The organism is Streptococcus sp. Marseille-Q5986, from assembly GCF_946902915.1.
Lineage (GTDB): Bacteria > Bacillota > Bacilli > Lactobacillales > Streptococcaceae > Streptococcus.
The window spans coordinates 79,823-101,159 of record NZ_CAMPPY010000007.1 but is presented as its reverse complement, the minus strand read 5'-3'; the positions used below and the strand labels follow the sequence as shown (position 1 = coordinate 101,159).

Sequence of the window (21,337 nt, the reverse complement as noted above, 5' to 3'; positions counted from 1 at the left end):
ACCTTGAAAAATCTGGCTAAATAGGGTATAATGTAAATAATCATTTGTCGTAGGTTTTGTCTGAAATATTGTCCAGACAAGGCTCACAGCAGTTAAATCTTCTGAAAAAGTCAGATTTAGCTGCTCTTTTTGTGCTTTTTTTCAGGATTTCAAATGTTTGTAACAAATACTTAAAGATTCTGAAAATTCGTCAAAGGGACACGGTGATAGGGGTTTTTAAAACCATATGACGATTAGAAAAGCCTGATTGATAAGGCTTGGAACTTATTTACAAAGGAGAATCATCTTGGCAGGACATGACGTTCAATACGGGAAACATCGTACCCGTCGTAGTTTTTCAAGAATCAAAGAAGTTCTTGACTTACCAAATTTGATTGAAATTCAAACGGATTCATTCAAAGGTTTCCTAGACCATGGTCTTAAGGAAGTGTTTGAAGGTGTATTGCCAATTTCAAACTTCACAGACACAATGGAGTTGGAATTTGTTGGATATGAAATCAAGGAACCAAAATACACGCTCGAAGAAGCTCGTATCCACGATGCTAGCTACTCAGCACCAATTTTTGTAACCTTCCGCTTGATCAATAAAGAAACAGGCGAAATCAAGACCCAGGAAGTTTTCTTTGGTGATTTCCCAATCATGACCGAAATGGGGACTTTTATCATCAATGGTGGTGAACGTATTATCGTTTCTCAGTTGGTCCGCTCACCAGGTGTTTACTTTAACGATAAAGTTGATAAAAACGGTAAAGTGGGCTACGGTTCAACTGTTATCCCTAATCGTGGAGCTTGGTTGGAACTTGAAAGCGACTCAAAAGACATCGCTTATACTCGTATCGACCGTACTCGTAAGATTCCATTTACGACCTTGGTTCGTGCGCTTGGTTTCTCAGGTGATGATGAAATCTTTGATATCTTTGGTGACAGCGAATTGGTTCGCAACACTGTTGAAAAAGATATCCACAAGAATCCAATGGACTCTCGTACCGACGAAGCCTTGAAAGAAATTTACGAACGCCTTCGTCCAGGTGAACCTAAGACTGCTGAAAGCTCACGTAGCTTGCTTGTAGCTCGTTTCTTTGACCCACGTCGCTATGATTTGGCAGCCGTTGGTCGTTACAAGATCAATAAAAAGCTCAATGTTAAAACACGTTTGCTCAACCAAACAATTGCGGAACCATTGGTAGACCCTGAAACTGGAGAAATCTTGGTAGAAGCTGGAACAATCATGACTCGTAGCGTGATTGAAAGCATTGAAAGCCATTTGGATGGCGACTTGAACAAGATTGTCTACATTCCAAATGATGCAGCCGTTGTGAGTGAGCCTGTTGTTCTTCAAAAATTCAAGGTTGTTGCGCCAACAGACCCAGACCGTGTTGTAACCATCATCGGAAATGCCAATCCAGACGACAAGGTTCGTGTTGTAACTCCTGCGGATATCCTTGCAGAGATGAGCTACTTCCTCAACTTGGCAGAAGGTATCGGACGTGTGGATGATATCGACCACCTTGGAAACCGTCGTATCCGTGCTGTTGGTGAATTGCTTGCTAACCAAGTACGTCTTGGACTTTCTCGTATGGAACGTAACGTCCGTGAACGTATGTCTGTTCAGGACAACGAAGTCTTGACACCACAACAAATTATCAATATTCGTCCTGTAACAGCTGCGGTTAAAGAATTCTTTGGTTCATCACAGTTGTCACAGTTCATGGACCAACACAACCCACTTTCTGAGTTGTCTCACAAACGTCGTTTGTCAGCCTTAGGACCTGGTGGTTTGACTCGTGACCGTGCTGGATATGAAGTACGTGATGTGCACTACACTCACTATGGTCGTATGTGTCCAATCGAGACACCTGAAGGACCTAACATCGGTTTGATCAATAACTTGTCATCATATGGTCACTTGAACAAATATGGATTTGTTCAAACACCATATCGTAAGGTTGATTGTGAAACTGGTGTAGTCACAAACGAAATCGTTTGGTTGACAGCCGATGAAGAAGATGAATTTACTGTAGCGCAGGCCAACTCTCGTCTTAATGAAGATGGAACCTTTGCTGAGAAAGTTGTCATGGGACGTCACCAAGGGGTCAACCAAGAGTATCCAGCAGAAGTGGTTGACTACATGGACGTATCGCCAAAACAGGTAGTTGCCGTTGCGACAGCATGTATTCCTTTCTTGGAAAACGATGACTCCAACCGTGCCCTTATGGGAGCCAACATGCAACGTCAGGCTGTGCCATTGATCAATCCTCAAGCACCTTACGTTGGTACTGGTATGGAATACCAAGCAGCCCACGATTCTGGGGCGGCTGTGATTGCTCAGTATGATGGTAAAGTTACCTACGCAGATGCTGATAAGGTAGAAGTTCGTCGTGAAGATGGTTCCCTAGATGTTTATCATATTCAAAAATTCCGTCGTTCAAACTCAGGTACTGCCTACAACCAACGTACTCTTGTGAATGTCGGTGATCTTGTTGAAAAAGGTGACTTTATCGCTGATGGACCTTCTATGGAAAATGGGGAAATGGCGCTTGGACAAAACCCAATCGTTGCCTACATGACTTGGGAAGGTTACAACTTCGAGGATGCCGTTATCATGAGCGAACGCTTGGTCAAAGACGATGTCTATACATCTGTCCACCTTGAAGAATACGAATCAGAAACCCGCGATACAAAACTTGGACCTGAAGAAATTACTCGTGAAATTCCAAATGTTGGTGAAGATGCCCTTAAAGACCTTGATGAAAAGGGGATTATCCGTATCGGTGCTGAGGTTAAAGAAGGCGATATCCTTGTAGGGAAAGTAACACCTAAGGGTGAAAAAGATCTTTCAGCTGAAGAACGACTCTTGCACGCTATCTTCGGAGACAAGTCTCGTGAAGTGCGTGATACGTCCCTTCGTGTACCACACGGTGCCGATGGTGTCGTTCGTGATGTTAAGATTTTTACACGTGCAAATGGTGATGAGTTGCAATCTGGTGTGAACATGCTGGTTCGTGTCTACATCGCTCAAAAACGTAAGATTAAGGTCGGAGATAAGATGGCCGGTCGTCACGGAAACAAAGGGGTTGTTTCTCGTATCGTCCCTGTAGAAGACATGCCTTACCTTCCAGACGGAACTCCTGTTGATATCATGTTGAACCCGCTTGGGGTGCCATCACGTATGAATATCGGTCAGGTTATGGAGCTCCACCTTGGTATGGCGGCCCGTACTCTTGGCATCCACATCGCAACACCGGTCTTTGACGGAGCAAGTTCTGAAGATCTTTGGTCAACTGTTAAAGAAGCCGGTATGGATAGCGATGCCAAAACAATCCTTTACGATGGACGTACTGGTGAACCGTTTGATAACCGTGTTTCTGTCGGAGTCATGTACATGATCAAACTCCACCACATGGTTGATGATAAATTGCACGCGCGCTCAGTCGGACCATACTCAACCGTTACCCAACAACCGCTTGGAGGTAAAGCTCAGTTTGGTGGACAACGTTTCGGTGAGATGGAGGTTTGGGCTCTTGAAGCCTACGGTGCCTCAAATGTCCTTCAAGAAATCTTGACTTACAAGTCTGACGATATTAACGGACGTTTGAAGGCATATGAAGCTATTACAAAAGGAAAACCAATTCCAAAACCAGGTGTTCCAGAATCCTTCCGAGTTCTTGTCAAAGAATTGCAATCTCTTGGTCTTGACATGCGTGTCCTTGACGAAGATGGCAAAGAAGTGGAACTTCGCGACTTGGATGAAGGAATGGACGAAGATGTCATCCACGTAGATGACCTTGAAAAAGCCCGCGAAAAAGCAGCCCAAGAGGCTGAAGCAGCAGAGAAAGCAACAAAAGCGGAAGCAACAGAAGAAACTGCTGAACAAGAATAAGCAGTTCACTTAGAATAGAAAGGGAAGAAATAGTGGTTGATGTAAATCGTTTTAAAAGTATGCAAATCACCCTAGCTTCTCCAAGCAAAGTCCGTTCATGGTCTTATGGAGAAGTCAAAAAACCTGAAACAATCAATTACCGTACGTTGAAACCAGAACGTGAAGGACTCTTTGACGAAGTCATCTTCGGTCCTACTAAAGACTGGGAATGTGCTTGTGGTAAGTACAAACGCATTCGTTACAGAGGGATTGTTTGTGACCGTTGTGGGGTTGAAGTGACGCGTACAAAAGTTCGTCGTGAGCGTATGGGGCACATCGAGTTGAAAGCTCCTGTATCTCACATCTGGTATTTCAAGGGGATTCCAAGCCGTATGGGCTTGACCCTTGATATGAGCCCTCGTGCCCTCGAGGAAGTTATCTACTTTGCGGCTTATGTGGTGATTGATCCTAAGGATACACCACTTGAGCACAAGTCTATCATGACAGAGCGCGAATACCGTGAGCGCTTGCGTGAGTATGGTTATGGATCATTCGTTGCCAAGATGGGTGCCGAAGCCATCCAAGACCTTTTGAAACAAGTAGATCTTGAAAAAGAAATTACTGAACTCAAAGAAGAGTTGAAAACAGCTACTGGACAAAAACGTGTCAAAGCTATCCGTCGTTTGGATGTTTTGGATGCCTTTTACAAGTCTGGCAACAAGCCTGAATGGATGATTCTCAACATCCTTCCGGTTATTCCACCAGATCTTCGTCCAATGTTGCAGTTGGATGGTGGCCGTTTTGCCTCATCTGACTTGAACGACCTTTACCGCCGTGTTATCAACCGTAACAACCGTTTGGCTCGTTTGCTTGAGTTGAATGCACCTGGTATCATCGTTCAAAATGAGAAACGTATGCTTCAAGAAGCAGTTGACGCTTTGATTGATAATGGCCGTCGTGGCCGTCCAATCACAGGACCAGGTAGCCGTCCACTGAAATCATTGAGCCACATGCTCAAAGGGAAACAAGGACGCTTCCGTCAGAACTTGCTCGGTAAACGTGTTGACTTCTCAGGACGTTCCGTTATCGCCGTTGGTCCAACTCTTAAGATGTACCAATGTGGTGTGCCACGCGAAATGGCGATCGAGCTCTTTAAACCATTTGTTATGCGTGAAATCGTTGCCCGTGACATCGTGCAAAATGTTAAGGCAGCTAAACGCTTGGTGGAACGTGGAGACGAACGTATCTGGGATATCCTTGAAGAAGTAATCAAAGAACACCCAGTACTTTTGAACCGCGCACCGACCCTTCACCGTTTGGGGATCCAAGCCTTCGAGCCAGTCTTGATCGATGGTAAGGCCCTTCGTTTGCACCCACTTGTCTGTGAAGCCTACAATGCCGACTTTGACGGTGACCAAATGGCCATCCACGTACCGCTTTCAGAAGAAGCCCAAGCAGAAGCGCGTATCCTCATGCTTGCTGCTGAGCACATCTTGAATCCGAAAGATGGTAAACCAGTTGTTACACCATCACAGGACATGGTTTTGGGTAACTACTACTTGACCATGGAAGAAGCTGGTCGTGAAGGTGAAGGAATGGTCTTCAAGGATCGTGACGAAGCTGTCATGGCTTATCGCAATGGTTATGTTCACCTCCACTCACGTGTTGGTATCGCGACAGACAGCCTCAACAAACCATGGACAGAAGAGCAAAAACACAAGGTCTTGCTGACAACAGTTGGTAAAATCCTCTTCAACGACATCATGCCAGAGGGTCTACCATACTTGCAAGAACCAAATAATGCCAACTTGACAGAAGGGCTTCCAGCTAAATACTTCTTGCCACTAGGTGGCGATATCAAGGAAGCCATTCGCAACCTTGAACTCAATCCTCCATTCAAGAAGAAAAACCTTGGAAATATCATCGCTGAGATTTTCAAACGTTTCCGTACAACAGAAACCTCTGCATTCTTGGACCGATTGAAAGACTTAGGTTACCATCATTCAACACTTGCTGGATTGACAGTGGGGATTGCTGATATCCCAGTGGTTGAAGATAAGGCTGAAATCATTGAAGAATCTCATAAGCGTGTAGAACAAATCACAAAACAGTTCCGTCGTGGTTTGATTACTGATGATGAACGTTACAATGCTGTTACAGCTGAATGGCGTGCAGCTCGTGAGAAATTGGAAAAACGCTTGGTTGACAACCAAGATCCGAAGAACCCAATCGTTATGATGATGGACTCAGGAGCTCGTGGTAACATCTCGAACTTCTCACAACTTGCCGGTATGCGTGGTCTGATGGCTGCTCCGAACGGACGTATCATGGAATTGCCAATCCTTTCAAACTTCCGCGAAGGTTTGTCAGTACTCGAAATGTTCTTCTCAACTCACGGTGCCCGTAAAGGTATGACCGATACGGCTCTTAAGACAGCCGACTCAGGTTACTTGACTCGTCGTTTGGTTGACGTCGCCCAAGACGTTATCATCCGTGAGGACGACTGTGGAACAGACCGTGGTCTCTTGATCCGCTCTATCGCGGAAGGAAAAGAGATGATCGAGTCTCTCGAAGAACGTCTCAATGGTCGTTACACTAAGAAAACTGTTAAACACCCAGAAACTGGTGCAGTGATCATTGGTCCAAATGAGTTAATCACAGAAGACAAGGCGCGCGAGATTGTCAATGCTGGTGTGGAAGAAGTGACTATCCGTTCCGTATTTACATGTAACACTCGTCATGGTGTCTGCCGTCACTGTTACGGTATCAACTTGGCGACTGGTGATGCGGTTGAAGTTGGTGAAGCAGTTGGTACAATCGCTGCCCAATCTATCGGGGAACCTGGTACACAGCTTACAATGCGTACCTTCCACACGGGTGGGGTTGCCTCAAATACCGATATCACTCAAGGTCTTCCTCGTGTCCAAGAAATCTTTGAAGCCCGCAATCCAAAAGGGGAAGCGGTTATTACAGAGGTCAAGGGACAAGTTACAGCTATCGAAGAAGATGCTTCAACTCGTACGAAAAAAGTCTTTGTTAAGGGTGAAACTGGCGAAGGTGAATACGTCGTTCCATTTACAGCACGTATGCGTGTTGAAGTTGGAGACCAAGTTTCTCGTGGTGCAGCATTGACAGAGGGTTCTATCCAACCAAAACATCTCCTTGCTGTTCGTGATGTCTTGTCAGTTGAAACTTACCTTCTCGGTGAAGTCCAAAAAGTTTATCGTAGCCAAGGGGTAGAAATCGGAGACAAACACATCGAGGTTATGGTTCGTCAAATGATCCGTAAAGTCCGTGTCATGGATCCAGGTGATACAGATCTTCTCATGGGTACCCTTTTAGACATCAACGATTTTACAGATGCGAACAAAGATGTCCTTATCGCCGGTGGCGTTCCAGCGACAGGTCGCCCAGTCCTTATGGGAATCACCAAAGCCTCACTTGAAACAAATAGTTTCTTGTCAGCGGCTTCCTTCCAGGAAACAACTCGTGTCCTTACAGATGCAGCCATCCGCGGTAAGAAAGACCATCTCCTTGGACTCAAGGAAAATGTTATCATCGGTAAGATCATCCCAGCAGGTACTGGTATGGCTCGCTACCGCAACCTTGAACCACATGCTATCAACGAAGAAGAATACCTTAACCCTCCAGTAGAGGAAGAAGGAAACGAAGAAACAACAGAAGTAGTTGTGGATACTGCCGTTGAAACTGTGGAAGAAACAGTAGAATAAAAGAGAATGAGAGAGCCTTCGGGTTCTCTTTCTCTTTTTCTGAAAACTTTCTCCATTTTTCCATGAAATGTGGTAGAATAGAAGAACTAAAATGACAAGGGGATTTATATGGAACAAACATTCTTTATCATTAAGCCAGATGGTGTAAAGAGAGCTCTAGTTGGCGAAGTTTTGAAAAGAATTGAGCGACGTGGTTTCAAACTCGAAAAATTAGAGTTACGTTCAACCGTTTCAGAAGATTTGATTGACCAACACTATCGCGACTTAGTTGAAAAAAGTTTTTATCCTCCTATCCGCCAATTTATGACCTCAGGTCCAATAATTGTGGGAATCATTTCAGGTCCAAAGGTAATTGAAAGCTGGCGTGACATGATGGGGGCTACTCGTCCAGAAGAAGCTTTGCCAGGAACGATTCGAGGTGATTTTGCAAGAGCTGCTGGAGAAAATCAGGTTATCCAAAATGTTGTACATGGTTCAGATTCAGAAGAGTCAGCTAAGCGAGAAATTGCTCTTTGGTTTTAAGAGTGGATTGGCTCAATCAATTGGTTAAAAGCTCATTTGAATAGAAAGAAAGTATAGTCAATTAGTTTAAGACATGACGCATGATATCAAACTTTTTAGTTTTTGATATGGTGCGTTTTTTGATTAAGTGACTATTAGTTCGTCTCGCTCCGTTAGGTGCGAGACGAAAAAAACACCCGCTATGCGGGTGCGCGTCGAAGGTTATACCAAAAAAACTCCAAACGCGATACAATAAAGGTGTTCAAGCCAATTGTAAAGCGAAAGGAGAAAAATATGGCACAAAAGGTTCTTTTGTCCTGTTCTTGTTTCCATTGACTATATTTCTATACTTTTTCTTCCTTTCTCTGTGAAAATCGCAAGTTTTTCCCACCTTTTCTCAATACTGAAACAACATCTTTCCAGAACTTCAATAATTTCTTTTTGTGTTAAATCATTATTTAACTAAATCTTTGGAGGCAATACGTTTTCAAAGCTACTTTTTTACCATAGGTTTTGAGCCTTCAACACAGATTACTAAGCCAAAAATGCTCTAAATTTTTGAAATTCTAACAAATTCCACTCAACTTTATCATCATCTTTGACTTTCACAATATCTCCCTCAAAATAACATGGAATAAAGATAGTTTTCTTTTGAAACGGTTGTAGGAGGAAAATCTCTCCTACACTATTATTGATTCTGAGAGAAAATTGCAAAATATCATCTACCAAACTTTCAATTATTAAGATTTTTTGCAGTTTATCTGAATTAGAATCGCAAGGCTTCTCAATAATATAATTGTCGAATTTTTTCATTCTAACTTCCTCTCCACTATTTCTTCCTTTATCAAGAAAAAGTTACCTCAATATTAATAAAGTACAATTCTAAATTAACTCCAATTATTGATTCATGATAATATTTCAGTAACTCATCATGCAATTAAAAACAAGGATTTTTATTTCAGACGATCCATCGTGAACACTTCATCAGCCATCTCCCAAATTGCCGGATTATGTGTTGCGATAATGATTAGCCTATTATCATCTCGAAGAGATAGCAAAATCTCCATAATCAACTGAGAGGTTGCTGGGTCTATTGAAGCTGTTGGCTCATCTGCCAGAATAAAGGGTGGATTCTTTAAGATAACTTTTGCCAAGGCAACCCGTTGCGATTCTCCGCCCGATAACTCAAAGATGCGCTTATCTAGGTCAAGATAAGCCAGGCCGACCTGTTCTAAAGCCTGCTTCTGCCTCAACCGCTGTTCCGACCGACTCAACTTTTGACCAATGAGACCTAGCTTAAGGTTTTCTTCAATACTTTGGTTTTCAATTAAGCCAAAGTTCTGGAAGAGGTAGCCCAATTCGTGACGGAAAAAATCACTCGATTTATAATTGGCCAAGTCTTTACCTCGGTAAAAAATCGTCCCATCATAAGATTCTAATTTCCCAATCATGTTCATCAAGGTTGTTTTTCCGCTACCACTTGAACCAATTAAGGCATAGACTTTTCCAGCCTCAAATGTCATTGAAAGATTCGAAAATAACTCTCGTTCTCCAAAAGATTTACTCACCTGTTTAAGTTCAATCATATTAACCTCCCTTCAAAACAAGCATGGACATCTTGTTTTCTTTCTGCATTTGGACATGTAACTGTAAAAGAGATAGACCAGTAAAGAGTAACAAGACTAAGAAAGCAACTAGTATCTCTACCTGAAGAAATACACTCGCAACAAATCCCAGTAAAAACACACCCAGTTGAGCAAAGAGATAAGTGCGATGGATTTCTAAGAACCTGAGACCTGCAATGCGTTTGATAAAAATGGCACGTCTAAATTCTTCAAAGTAGAGCCTATTCATAGTGTTAAACAACAAGATTGAAGTTGCAATCCCAAGCACAGCTCCTGCTAGCATTACCCAACGTTCCCTCTGGATATTATCCAATAATGTGATGTAGTTGTGGTAACCTGTTTGCATTTCTGAGACCCAATTTTCAATGCCTTGTCTCTGGATAAGCTCTTGGGCATCAGACAATTGATTAAAGAGAATGTAGTTCTGTACTGCGTCTATCCAAAACAAAATGGACTGTGGACCAGTTGATTGGGGTGTTATAACAATGATGATTGGATCTTTCAAAAATTGTTGGTAAGAAATAGGGGTCGTATTATACACAAAACGATCCTGACCTGATTCTAAATAACCTACCGTAGCAGTCATTTGCTGTCGTTCATCTTGACTAGACATGCGACTGGTTAAGTCGTCTTCAAAAACAGATTTATAATGTTCTTCCTCTGAACGGAGGTGTTCAGGCAGCAATAAGACAAACTCCCCTACATCAAGGTGATTCATCTTTTGCTCAATAGTTGTATCTACAGGAATGTTTTGACGCTCCAAGTATTGCGGTGTGACGATAAGGACATTGCCATTCGGGCTGTAATCGTACCATTCTGTAGAGGTTATAAAGTTTTTGGAGGAAGCCATGCCATTTTGCAAAGTACGGTCAATTAACTGGTGTCTAGATAAGAAAGCCTTTTGTTCTGAAACAGCCAGATCCATCAATTGATACCAAGTTCTGAGTTTCCTTTGAGCTTGTTCATCAAAACCAGGACTCGTTCCTTCACGGCTGATTGATAGGGTAATCAGTTGCCTTTCCTGGCTCCAAGCCTCTTGTCCAATCCGATGCTGTTGCCAGGCTTGGGAATACTTTAAGCTACTCCCTATTCCCAGCGTTACAATAATAATCGCTAATAGTTGACCGATTAAAATCAAACTAATGATTCCTCTGACAGGCACTTGCCCTTTTATAATCTGCATCAGGTGTATCTTTTTTATCCCAACTGCGAAGAGTTGAGCGAAAAACAGGGAGATCGACAACAAGATGAGATTATAACTGAGCAAGCCTTCTCCTATGGTCATTAGAGATTGCGTTGGAAGCGACAGAATTTTTTGCATAAGAATGGCGAGCACGCCAGCTAAACTGAAACCAACAGTTATCCCTTTCAAATCCTCACCAACTGGTCTAAGGAAAATGGACCACCGTTTCTCTCCTGAAATGAGGCGAATACCCGACGACCGTAATTGGCTAATTTGACTAATTAAAGTCAGTGCTCCAAAGGTTAAGATGAAAATCAATAGACTGATTAACTGAAATCCGTTACTAAAGATAGCCATTAACGTAGATAGTTTAGATGGAATTGTCAGGTTCATGTTAGTCAAGCCAAGTTGACTTAGCTCCTCCCTTAGCAAGTGAATATCTAGGTGTCCATCGAATACAAAATAGTTTGTTTCAACACTACTACTTTGAGCATCTTCTAGTTTTTTTTCCTGAAGCCCATCAGGCAACTTTCCGTCCCCAAAGGTTGTATAAGAAAAAACTGTAGTACCTTCTGAGTTAGGATCTTGGTGTTGAATCGCAATAAAGCTATCTGTTTCTTCTGCTAGTTTTTCCAAGCGTGTAGCAACATGCTGAAAAGTTGTTTCAGGGGAAGAATCATGTACAACAACGTTGGGGTAATAATGGGAGACATATGTATCAGTCCAAATGGTAAATACCCAAACAAAGAACAAACTAGCAAGCAGGTTGGATATGAGTATAAATAATTTTTTCATAGTGCATTCCTTATTCTAAAACAGAGGGGAGAAATACCCCTGCCCTCTATAAACTAACAAGCTTACTAAACTATTGATAAAAGAATCTTCTTCAATTATTCTTTACCATCCCGCATCAAATGTAATTTGCTCCCCAAAATTTGTATTAACAAACGCATAGGCCGCACTACGTGCTCCTGCATAAACTGTTTTTTGATTGTCACGTTCATTACTTCCAACATAGGCCCAGTGATACTCTGAACCATGATAATAATTCGAAAATGCTCCCCAATTATATGGATCATGATGGCCTCCATAGGTCCACTCGCCACCACGGTGAGAAACTGCCAAAACAGGAAGAGCCAAACTAAATGCCAAAACGGCAAGGGATGATGCAACTACTTTTCTAAATTTTAACATATTATTCCTCCTCTTAATGAAATATTATGAAAATGAGCGAAATGCAACTACATATTTTAATTAGAAATCTCAGTCTGAATTATAGTATCCTATTTTTTCCTCCTTTCTAACTGCACGTTCCTTTCTACAGACAGAGATCTAATTTTATAAACCAATCTTAAATACTTTAGATTTTGTAACTCATAATTTTCAACAGTTGGTTAGCTATGAAAGCATTTTATCAAACATCTCCATTCTTATATCTATCTGGTATTGTTACAAGCTCTCATCAGAATACCTTTCTCTAAATAGTTGAATTTTAAAGTAATACGAAATCAATCAGCCTTCCCAACATCAAGACCATTGGACTTCTTTTGTGATTGCACTCGAATCTCCAATTGTTTATTCTTCTGAATAAATTGTTGGTAAGGAATTGTATTACTAAACATAAAAACACCTAGTAATGCAAATGTAGCTAATTTTTGAATTCCACGATTTTTCTTCATTCGTGAAACCCCTTTCTTTTCCCTTATCCTTATTTTAACAGATATATTTTATTTAGTCAAGTATTTTTATTATATTTTGAACTTTTTTATTATTACTATAGAGAATTATTTATTCCTTTAACTTGCTATTTTGAACTAAAAATTTTATAATGAAATTAAGCAAACAGGAAGGTTTATTATCTTTAATGAATACACTCGCAGAGAAATTCAGATTGAAAAGAAAAGAGTTGAGACTCTCCCAACAAACTCTTGCAGAAGGAATTTGTGAACAAAGCCAGATTAGTAAAATTGAGAGAGGGCATTTCATTCCCTCCGCAGACCTTTTGTTCAAACTCTCACAACGACTCGAAGTGCCATTAGATTATTTTTTTAATGAACAAATTGAAATTAAATCTAACCTCTCTAATTTCAAGCAATTATCTGCTCGACTATTAGATGACAGAAATTATGACAATTTGGAATATATTTATAGAATAGAGATTGAACGAAGTACTTTTCTAACACTAGAAGACCGAACTTACCTTGAATGGATTAAAGCTATTATTGACTTCTATCAATATGACAGTAAGTGTGAGGCTATTTCTTCATTGGAAAATATATTATTAAAAGTCTCTTCAAATACTCTGATTTATTTAAAGGCGTTGAATACTTTATCTAATTTCTATTCCTTAGTGGGTCGTGAACAAGAATATGAGGCAAACTACTCTCATTTGATGGAGTTATATCAGACAAAAAATTTTGAGCATCAAGAGTTTTTATTTGGCTACATCAGAGTTCGTTACAACTACGCTCACTACCTAGTATCAAAGGAAAAATATAATGAAGCCATCCAAGAAGCTCTTGAGACGATTGAACTCTGTAAACAAAGGCAGACAAGCTACCAACTGGCTCCTCTACTTATTCTTGTAGGAAATGCTGGAGCCACATTTCTAGACAAAGAACAAGTCAAAAATTATTATATAGAAGCAAGAGAGTTATGTAAGATTTATAACAATCCTTTAATGTTGATGAAGATAGAAAATTATTTGAAGGAATTAGATACTGTTTAGTTAATCTTGACATTATAGTTTTTCTGAAACGTTAAATAACCTGTAAGGCTGATAGTGAAATTAATACTATCAGTCTTATTTCAAGTTTATATTCTTCTAAAATCTCTTCAAACCACGTCAGCTCTAGCCGCAGGTTGCTCTTTGATTTTCATTGAGTATTAGTCTCTGGTGTTTGTTTAGCGTCTTAAAGAGACATTTGAGAAGATTAGAAACAGTTCTCTCTTTTCTCCTAGTATAATGATTGGTAGGGAGGGAGAGAAAAGATGAAATCAATGAGAATCTTATTTTTGTTAGCTTTAATTCAAATCAGTTTGAGTAGCTGTTTCCTATGGAAGGAATGCATCTTGTCCTTTAAACAAAGTACAGCTTTTTTCATCGGAAGTATGGTCTTTGTTTCAGGAATCTGTGCTGGAGTAAATTATCTTTATACCCGTAAGCAAGAAGTCCATAGTGTCCTAGCCAGTAAGAAGTCGGTGAAGCTTTTTTACAGTATGTTACTCTTAATTAATTTGTTAGGAGCTGTTCTTGTCTTGTCAGACAACTTGTTCATCAAAAATACGCTGCAGCAAGAATTAGTTGACTTTTTATTGCCATCCTTCTTTTTCCTGTTTGGGCTAGATTTGCTGATTTTTTTACCCTTGAAAAAATACATGCGCGATTTACTTGCTATGCTAGACAGAAAAAAGACAGTGTTGGTGACTATTATAGCAACACTTCTTTTCTTAAAAAATCCAATGACCATTGTCTCACTTCTGATTTATATTGGACTGGGTTTGTTTTTTGCAGCCTATCTTGTCCCAAATTCTGTTAAAAAGGAAGTTTCCTTTTATGGTCATGTTTTCCGAGATCTTGTATTGGTCATTGCTACGCTCATTTTCTTTTAGAGAAAGCCTGTTTTTATGGAGGTTATGATGGTAAGTTTAGCAGGAAAATAGACACAAAAGAAAAGTTTTTGGTATAATAAAAGTATGTACACAAAAAATGAAGAAGAGCTTCTAGCTATCGGAGAAAGATTAGGTCATTTGCTTCAAAAAGACGATGTTCTGATCTTGACGGGAGAGTTGGGTGCGGGTAAGACAACCTTTACAAAAGGTCTTGCCAAGGGTTTGGATATCCGTCAGATGATTAAAAGTCCAACTTATACTATTGTCAGAGAGTATGAAGGACGCTTGCCACTTTACCACTTGGATGTCTACCGTATTGAAGGAGACGCTGATTCTATTGACTTGGATGAGTTTCTCTTTGGTGGAGGCGTGACTGTTATTGAGTGGGGAAATCTCTTAGGAGATGCCTTGCCAGATACTTATTTAGAATTGGAAATTCTAAAAGAAGCAGATGGACGCCGTTTAAATTTTCAGGCAAAGGGTTTGCGTGCTGAGAAATTGTTAGAGGAGCTTCAATATGGAGTATGAATTGCTCATTAGGGAAGCAGAGCCCAAAAATGCAGCTGAATTAGTGGCCTTTTTAAATCGTGTGAGTTTGGAGACAGACTTTACCAGCCTAGACGGAGATGGTATTCTCTTGACTAGTGAGGAGATGGAAATATTCCTCAACAAGCAAGCTAGTTCGGACAATCAGATAACCTTACTTGCATTCTTAAATGGTAAAATTGCTGGTATTGTAAATATTACAGCTGACCAGCGTAAGAGAGTCCGTCATATTGGAGATCTCTTCATTGTGATTGGAAAAAGATATTGGAATAATGGCTTGGGAAGTTTCTTGCTAGAAGAAGCGATAGAGTGGGCACAAGCAAGTGGCATTCTGCGTCGTCTCCAACTGACTGTCCAAACTCGTAATCAAGTAGCAGTCCATCTTTATCAAAAGCATGGCTTTGTCATTGAAGGTAGCCAAGAGCGTGGGGCATATATAGAAGAAGGGAAATTTATCGATGTTTACTTGATGGGTAAACTGATAGATTAGTAGAAATATGGTTAAAAAAATTATTGGAATGGTGCTAGCTTTACTTTCTGTAACTGTAGTAGGAGTAGGTGTTTTTGCTTATACTATTTATCAACAAGGGACAGAAACCTTAGCTAAAACCTATAAAAAAATCGGAGAAGAAACCAAGGTTATCGAAGCAACAGAACCTTTGACCATTCTGTTGATGGGAGTGGATACCGGGAATGCTGAACGAACTGAAACTTGGGTCGGTAGAAGTGATAGCATGATCTTGATGACAGTGAATCCTAAAACGAAAAAAACAACGATGATGAGTTTAGAGCGGGATATTCTGACGCGCATTGAATTAGGAAATGGTCAGGCTCATGAAGCGAAACTGAATTCAGCATATGCAGATGGTGGAGCAGAGCTTGCTATCGAAACCATTCAAAAAATGATGAATATCCATATTGACCGCTATGTGATGGTCAATATGAAAGGTTTGCAAAAACTAGTGGATGCAGTAGGTGGTATCACAGTCAATAATACTCTAGGTTTCCCAATCTCTATCAGCGACCAAGAAGAATTTAATACCATTTCTATCGGTGTTGGGGAGCAACACATTGGGGGAGAAGAAGCCCTAGTCTATGCACGAATGCGTTACCAAGATCCTGAGGGAGATTATGGTCGTCAAAAGCGTCAACGTGAAGTCATTCAAAAAGTCATGGAAAAAGCCCTCAGTTTAAATAGCGTTGGTCATTATCAAGAGATTCTAAAAGCTTTGAGTGATAATATGCAGACCAATATTGATTTGTCTGCAAAAAGTATCCCTAACTTGCTAGGCTATAAAGATTCATTTAAAACCATTGAAACTCAGCAGTTGCAGGGTGAAGGAGAGATGCTTCAAGGTGTTTCTTACCAGATTGTTTCGAGAGCCCATATGTTGGAAATGCAAAATCTACTCCGACGTTCTTTGGGACAAGAAGAAGTCACTCAGCTTGAAACCAATGCGGTCTTATTTGAAGATTTATTTGGACGAGCACCTGTTGGTGATGAAGATAATTAACTTTCTTGATACAAATAAAAAGTCAATCGTGGGAAATTTCCTGCGATTTTTTCAAAAAGAATTCGAATAGATAAGTAGGAGGAAACATGAAAGCAGAAATCATTGCTGTTGGAACAGAAATCTTAACAGGGCAAATCGTCAATACCAATGCTCAGTTTTTATCAGAGAAGCTAGCCGAAATTGGGGTAGACGTTTATTTTCAAACAGCTGTTGGAGACAATGAAGCTCGTCTTTTGTCCTTGCTGGAGATTGCGAGTCAACGTAGCAATCTTGTGATTTTGACAGGAGGCTTGGGACCAACTGAGGATGATTTGACCAAACAAACTCTGGCAAAATTTTTAGGAAAAGATTTAGTGTTTGACCCTCAAGCGCAGGAAAAACTAGATATCTTTTTTGCCCAAAGGCCAGACTATGCGCGAACACCAAATAATGAGCGGCAAGCCCAAATTGTAGAAGGGGCAACTCCACTGCCAAATGAGACAGGTTTAGCAGTAGGAGGGGTGTCGGAAGTAGGTGGCGTGACCTACGTAGTCCTTCCAGGACCGCCGAGCGAGTTGAAACCAATGGTCTTAAATCAACTCTTGCCCAAGCTAATGACAGGCACCAAACTATATTCTCGAGTGCTTCGTTTCTTTGGAATTGGTGAGAGTCAGTTGGTGACCATTTTGGCGGATTTGATTGTTCATCAAACAGATCCGACCTTGGCGCCTTATGCCAAGACGGGAGAAGTGACCTTGCGCTTGTCCACAAAAGCAGTCAGTCAAGAAAAGGCTGATCAAGCACTGGCTATCCTAGAAAATCAAATCTTGGCTCGCCAGACCTTCGAGGGGATTTCTCTACGAGACATCTGTTACGGATATGGGGAAGAAACCAGTCTAGCAAGTGTCGTTGTAGAAGAGCTAAAGAAGAGACGGAAAAGCATTACTGCAGCAGAAAGCTTGACGGCAGGTCTCTTTCAGGCTACTTTAGCAGACTTTTCAGGTGTTTCAGCTATCTTTAATGGCGGTTTTGTCACTTACAGTTTAGAAGAAAAGTCTAAGATGCTGGATATTTCCGATCAAGAGCTGAAAGAACACGGTGTCGTTTCTGAGTTTACGGCTCGAAAAATGGCAGAGCAGGCACGACTTAAGACTCAGTCTGATTATGGAGTCAGTTTGACAGGTGTGGCAGGACCAGATAGCCTAGAGGGTCATCCAGCTGGTACAGTTTTTATTGGACTGGCACATGCAAAAGGGACAGAGGTTATCAAGGCTAATATCGCCGAACGGAGTCGAGCAGATGTTCGACATATCGCGGTCATGCATGCCTTTAACCTAGTTCGCAAAGCTTTATTAAGTGACTGAATTTTGGTATAATGAAAGATAGGTCTAAGGATCAGTAGAATATAGGAGAACAGAATGGCGAAAAAACCAAAAAAATTAGATGAAATTTCAAAAAAGTTTGGAGCGGATCGTGAAAAAGCCTTGAACGATGCCCTTAAACTGATTGAAAAAGACTTCGGTAAAGGATCAATCATGCGTTTGGGCGAGCGTGCGGAGCAAAAAGTGCAAGTCATGAGTTCAGGTTCCTTGGCTCTTGACATTGCTCTTGGTTCAGGTGGTTATCCTAAGGGACGTATTATCGAAATCTACGGACCAGAGTCTTCTGGTAAGACAACGGTTGCCCTTCACGCTGTCGCACAGGCGCAAAAAGAAGGTGGTATTGCAGCCTTTATCGATGCGGAACATGCTCTTGACCCAGCCTATGCTGCAGCACTTGGTGTGAATATCGACGAGCTGCTCTTGTCTCAACCAGACTCAGGGGAGCAAGGTCTTGAAATTGCAGGAAAATTGATTGACTCAGGTGCAGTTGACCTTGTCGTTATTGACTCAGTTGCAGCCCTTGTACCTCGTGCAGAAATTGATGGAGATATTGGAGACAGCCATGTTGGTTTGCAAGCTCGTATGATGAGCCAGGCCATGCGTAAACTTGGTGCTTCTATCAATAAGACCAAAACAATTGCCATCTTTATCAACCAGTTGCGTGAAAAAGTTGGGGTCGTGTTTGGAAATCCAGAAACAACACCTGGTGGACGTGCTCTGAAATTTTACGCTTCAGTCCGTTTGGATGTTCGTGGTAATACACAAATTAAGGGAACTGGTGACCAAAAAGAAACCAATGTCGGTAAGGAAACCAAAATCAAGGTTGTAAAAAACAAGGTAGCCCCACCATTTAAGGAAGCCGTAGTTGAAATTATGTACGGAGAAGGGATTTCTAAGACTGGTGAACTCTTGAAGATTGCAAGTGATTTGGATATCATCAAGAAAGCAGGAGCTTGGTACTCTTACAAGGATGAGAAAATTGGACAAGGTTCTGAAAATGCTAAGAAATACTTGACAGATCACCCAGAAGTTTTTGATGAGATTGACTATCAGGTTCGTGTTCAATACGGTTTGATTGAAGATGAAGAGGGAATCACTCCTACTTCTGTCGCTGAAGATCTGGCACCTAACCAAGAAGTAACACTTGACCTAGGTGATGGACTTGAAATCGAAATTGAAGATTAGAGATAAAACTAGGGAAAGCTTTCAAAATTATAAAAACGCATAATATCAGGTATTCAGAACCTTGGTATTATGCGTTTTATCGTGAGAAAGTTCATTAGACTTCTCTTCCTTGAAACAACTAATGATTATTAAAGCGTCTGTATTTGATATGAAAGTCAAAATAATGTCCATCTTGTAATTTTTGGAAGATATCACGATAGGTTTCCTCGTCGAAATGGTCACCGCGGTAGAGAATTTCAAAACTCAAGCCATCATACTCTAGAAAAGCGTTAGCTGTTTTAAAGCCATTTTGTTGATAGAAGCTCATACGAGCTTTTCTTTGTTCCAAGTTATCGCATTCTTTATCCAATCGCTCCACTTCAAGCAATATGGTTTGCTGGTAAAATCAGTTAGTTTATCGATAATTTCCTTCCCGTACCCGTGACTTCTTAAGTGAGGCATGATGGCAAAAAAGCTAATATAGAAGGCCTTTTGGTTGGAGATGGTAAAAGCAAAGCCAACAAATTTTTCTTCGTTATAAAAGGCAAAAAAGTGGGCGTCGTCTCGGTCCTGATAGCGCAAAAACTCAGAAAGAGGGACTCGTTCTTCTTCTTCTTCGGGGGAAACTTCGTTATTTAGCTTTTCAACTTTATCAAGATCTGGAAACACATCGGTTATTAATTGACTGGTCAAACTCATAAATGACCTCCTTTTCTTGATTATAGCAAACTGTCTCTCTGTAAGCAATTGATTTCAGGACTCGTTAAAGAATCTTGTCGGTCCTCTGGAAAGCTGATATAATATCTTTATGAATAAAAAACGAACAGTGGACCTGATTCATGGTCCCATTCTCCCCTCACTTTTGAGCTTTGCCCTTCCAATTCTGTTGTCCAATATTTTCCAACAACTGTACAATACAGCTGACGTCTTGATTGTAGGGCGGTTCCTTGGGCAAGAATCCCTAGCAGCAGTAGGAGCAACGACGGCTATTTTTGATCTGATTATCGGCTTTGCCCTCGGAGTTGGAAATGGGATGGGAGTTGTCATCGCTCGTCTTTACGGTGCTCGTAATTTTGCTAAGATTAAAGAAGCTGTGGCAGCAACTTGGATTCTGGGTGCCATCCTGAGTGCTCTTGTCATGCTGATAGGCCTCTTCGGTCTTTATCCACTCTTGCAATATTTAGAGACACCTGTAGAAATCCTTCCTCAATCCTATGAGTACATCTCCATGATTGTTACCTGTGTAGGGGTTAGTTTTGCTTACAATCTTTTTGCAGGCTTACTGCGCTCGATTGGCGATAGCCTTGCGGCTCTTGCTTTTCTTATCTTTTCAGCTATCGTTAATGTGATCTTGGATTTGTATTTTATTACGCAACTGCATCTGGGAGTTCAGTCTGCGGGTCTTGCCACTATTATCTCGCAGGGTTTGTCAGCAATCCTCTGTTATTTTTATATTCGTAAGAGTGTTCCAGAGCTTCTTCCGGGTCTCAAACATTTCAAATGGAATAAGGCTCTCTATGTGAATCTCTTGGAGCAGGGACTAGCCATGGGTCTGATGGGGTCAATCGTCTCTATCGGGAGTGTCATTTTGCAATCCTCTGTCAATAGTTTTGGTGCAGTCATTATCAATGCTCAAACGGCAGCACGGCGAATCATGGCCTTTGCCTTATTACCAATGACGGCTATTTCAGCATCGATGACGACTTTTATCTCTCAAAACTTTGGTGCAAAACGTCCCAAACGTATTGTCCAAGGTCTTCGTTTAGGGAGCTATTTGAGTATGTCTTGGGCAGCCCTTGCTTGTACTTTCCTATTTTTTGCCAGTCCTAGCCTAGTTTCTTTCCTGGCAGGTTCGACAGACAGCTACTTGGTAGAAAACGGGACCTTGTACTTACGTATCAGTTCTGTATTTTATCCATTTTTAAGTCTTTTATTGATTTATAGAAATAGCTTGCAGGGACTAGGCCAAAAACTTTTGCCCCTCATATCTAGCTTTATCGAGTTGTTTGGGAAAATTATTTTCGTAGCTTGGATTATTCCTTGGACAGGCTACACAGGTGTTATTTTCTGTGAACCGCTACTCTGGGTTGTGATGACTCTCCAACTTTATTTCTCCCTTTCCCGACACCCTTGGATAAAAGAAGGCAAGAAAATCGTGGCAGTCGGAGGGAAATCCTAGCTTGCTTTGCAAAAGAAAATCCATTTCCTCTAGTGAAAATCAGCTAGACTTGTGTTATAATA

General features: G+C 41.0%; 16 protein-coding genes and 1 pseudogene. 11 read left to right on the top strand and 6 right to left on the bottom strand.

Features of this window, described 5'->3' with window-relative positions:
* The first annotated feature begins 286 nt into the window (after nt 1-286).
* From rpoB to ndk, 3 genes are all read left to right on the top strand, one after another.
* On the top strand, nt 287-3,880 hold the full coding sequence (gene rpoB / locus OVN21_RS09030) for a DNA-directed RNA polymerase subunit beta (RefSeq protein WP_267248154.1): 3,594 nt from the start codon (nt 287-289) through the stop codon (nt 3,878-3,880).
* A 32-nt stretch (nt 3,881-3,912) separates the two neighbouring features.
* Nucleotides 3,913-7,590 carry a DNA-directed RNA polymerase subunit beta' gene (rpoC, locus tag OVN21_RS09025; protein ID WP_267248153.1) on the top strand — a complete coding sequence of 1,226 codons (3,678 nt, stop codon included), beginning with the start codon at nt 3,913-3,915 and terminating at the stop codon, nt 7,588-7,590.
* A 108-nt stretch (nt 7,591-7,698) separates the two neighbouring features.
* Nucleotides 7,699-8,112: a nucleoside-diphosphate kinase gene (ndk, locus tag OVN21_RS09020; protein ID WP_267248152.1), complete on the top strand. Its 414-nt coding sequence runs from the start codon at nt 7,699-7,701 to the stop codon at nt 8,110-8,112.
* Between the two features lie 513 nt (nt 8,113-8,625).
* Here ndk and OVN21_RS11095 read toward each other — a convergent pair.
* The 5 genes from OVN21_RS11095 to OVN21_RS08995 form a co-directional block, all read right to left on the bottom strand.
* Complete coding sequence (locus OVN21_RS11095; RefSeq protein WP_323744058.1) at nt 8,626-8,904, bottom strand: competence protein ComA; 279 nt, start codon at nt 8,902-8,904, stop codon at nt 8,626-8,628.
* 140 nt (nt 8,905-9,044) lie between these two features.
* Nucleotides 9,045-9,677 (bottom strand): ABC transporter ATP-binding protein, encoded by a 633-nt coding sequence (locus OVN21_RS09010; protein ID WP_033676625.1) that lies wholly within the window; start codon nt 9,675-9,677, stop codon nt 9,045-9,047.
* A gap of 1 nt (nt 9,678) precedes the next feature.
* Entirely contained in the window at nt 9,679-11,694 is a 2,016-nt protein-coding gene (locus OVN21_RS09005) for a DUF1430 domain-containing protein (RefSeq protein ID WP_267248151.1), read from the bottom strand.
* 102 nt (nt 11,695-11,796) lie between these two features.
* Nucleotides 11,797-12,093, bottom strand: a complete 297-nt coding sequence (locus OVN21_RS09000; RefSeq protein ID WP_267248150.1) for a lactococcin 972 family bacteriocin — start codon at nt 12,091-12,093, stop codon at nt 11,797-11,799.
* 314 nt (nt 12,094-12,407) lie between these two features.
* Entirely contained in the window at nt 12,408-12,578 is a 171-nt protein-coding gene (locus OVN21_RS08995) for a PhrA family quorum-sensing system peptide (protein ID WP_267248149.1), read from the bottom strand.
* Between the two features lie 185 nt (nt 12,579-12,763).
* Here OVN21_RS08995 and OVN21_RS08990 point away from each other — a divergent pair, with 185 nt between their 5' ends.
* The 7 genes from OVN21_RS08990 to recA all read left to right on the top strand — a co-directional run bounded on the left by OVN21_RS08990 (nt 12,764) and on the right by recA (nt 19,117).
* On the top strand, nt 12,764-13,627 hold the full coding sequence (locus OVN21_RS08990) for a helix-turn-helix domain-containing protein (protein WP_267248161.1): 864 nt from the start codon (nt 12,764-12,766) through the stop codon (nt 13,625-13,627).
* Between the two features lie 263 nt (nt 13,628-13,890).
* Nucleotides 13,891-14,511 (top strand): hypothetical protein, encoded by a 621-nt coding sequence (locus OVN21_RS08985; protein WP_261084779.1) that lies wholly within the window; start codon nt 13,891-13,893, stop codon nt 14,509-14,511.
* Between the two features lie 84 nt (nt 14,512-14,595).
* Nucleotides 14,596-15,039: a tRNA (adenosine(37)-N6)-threonylcarbamoyltransferase complex ATPase subunit type 1 TsaE gene (tsaE, locus tag OVN21_RS08980; RefSeq protein WP_267248148.1), complete on the top strand. Its 444-nt coding sequence runs from the start codon at nt 14,596-14,598 to the stop codon at nt 15,037-15,039.
* The gene (locus OVN21_RS08975) at nt 15,029-15,547 is read left to right on the top strand and encodes a GNAT family N-acetyltransferase (RefSeq protein WP_267248147.1); all 519 of its coding nucleotides are present in this window, start codon (nt 15,029-15,031) and stop codon (nt 15,545-15,547) included. Before tsaE ends, OVN21_RS08975 begins: the two co-directional genes overlap by 11 nt.
* Before the next feature lie 7 nt (nt 15,548-15,554).
* Nucleotides 15,555-16,571, top strand: a complete 1,017-nt coding sequence (gene brpA, locus OVN21_RS08970) for a biofilm formation/cell division transcriptional regulator BrpA (protein WP_267248146.1) — start codon at nt 15,555-15,557, stop codon at nt 16,569-16,571.
* 86 nt (nt 16,572-16,657) lie between these two features.
* Nucleotides 16,658-17,914, top strand: coding sequence for a competence/damage-inducible protein A (locus OVN21_RS08965; RefSeq protein WP_267248145.1), 1,257 nt, complete (start codon nt 16,658-16,660; stop codon nt 17,912-17,914).
* A gap of 54 nt (nt 17,915-17,968) precedes the next feature.
* On the top strand, nt 17,969-19,117 hold the full coding sequence (gene recA, locus OVN21_RS08960) for a recombinase RecA (RefSeq protein WP_267248143.1): 1,149 nt from the start codon (nt 17,969-17,971) through the stop codon (nt 19,115-19,117).
* Between the two features lie 118 nt (nt 19,118-19,235).
* Here the strand turns inward: recA and OVN21_RS08955 are convergent.
* A pseudogene (locus tag OVN21_RS08955) lies at nt 19,236-19,795 on the bottom strand (GNAT family N-acetyltransferase).
* 109 nt (nt 19,796-19,904) lie between these two features.
* Here OVN21_RS08955 and OVN21_RS08950 point away from each other — a divergent pair.
* Entirely contained in the window at nt 19,905-21,275 is a 1,371-nt protein-coding gene (locus OVN21_RS08950) for an MATE family efflux transporter (protein WP_267248142.1), read from the top strand.
* The last annotated feature ends 62 nt before the right edge of the window (nt 21,276-21,337 follow it).

Coding starts and splice junctions, on each gene's coding strand:
- OVN21_RS08995 (WP_267248149.1), bottom strand. CDS start 12,578: ATGAAGAAAAATCGTGGAATTCAAAAATTAGCTACATTTGCATTACTA.
- OVN21_RS08975 (WP_267248147.1), top strand. CDS start 15,029: ATGGAGTATGAATTGCTCATTAGGGAAGCAGAGCCCAAAAATGCAGCT.
- OVN21_RS09010 (WP_033676625.1), bottom strand. CDS start 9,677: ATGATTGAACTTAAACAGGTGAGTAAATCTTTTGGAGAACGAGAGTTA.
- ndk (WP_267248152.1), top strand. CDS start 7,699: ATGGAACAAACATTCTTTATCATTAAGCCAGATGGTGTAAAGAGAGCT.
- OVN21_RS08965 (WP_267248145.1), top strand. CDS start 16,658: ATGAAAGCAGAAATCATTGCTGTTGGAACAGAAATCTTAACAGGGCAA.
- OVN21_RS11095 (WP_323744058.1), bottom strand. CDS start 8,904: ATGAAAAAATTCGACAATTATATTATTGAGAAGCCTTGCGATTCTAAT.
- OVN21_RS09000 (WP_267248150.1), bottom strand. CDS start 12,093: ATGTTAAAATTTAGAAAAGTAGTTGCATCATCCCTTGCCGTTTTGGCA.
- OVN21_RS09005 (WP_267248151.1), bottom strand. CDS start 11,694: ATGAAAAAATTATTTATACTCATATCCAACCTGCTTGCTAGTTTGTTC.
- OVN21_RS08990 (WP_267248161.1), top strand. CDS start 12,764: ATGAATACACTCGCAGAGAAATTCAGATTGAAAAGAAAAGAGTTGAGA.
- tsaE (WP_267248148.1), top strand. CDS start 14,596: ATGTACACAAAAAATGAAGAAGAGCTTCTAGCTATCGGAGAAAGATTA.
- OVN21_RS08950 (WP_267248142.1), top strand. CDS start 19,905: ATGAATAAAAAACGAACAGTGGACCTGATTCATGGTCCCATTCTCCCC.
- recA (WP_267248143.1), top strand. CDS start 17,969: ATGGCGAAAAAACCAAAAAAATTAGATGAAATTTCAAAAAAGTTTGGA.
- OVN21_RS08985 (WP_261084779.1), top strand. CDS start 13,891: ATGAAATCAATGAGAATCTTATTTTTGTTAGCTTTAATTCAAATCAGT.
- brpA (WP_267248146.1), top strand. CDS start 15,555: ATGGTTAAAAAAATTATTGGAATGGTGCTAGCTTTACTTTCTGTAACT.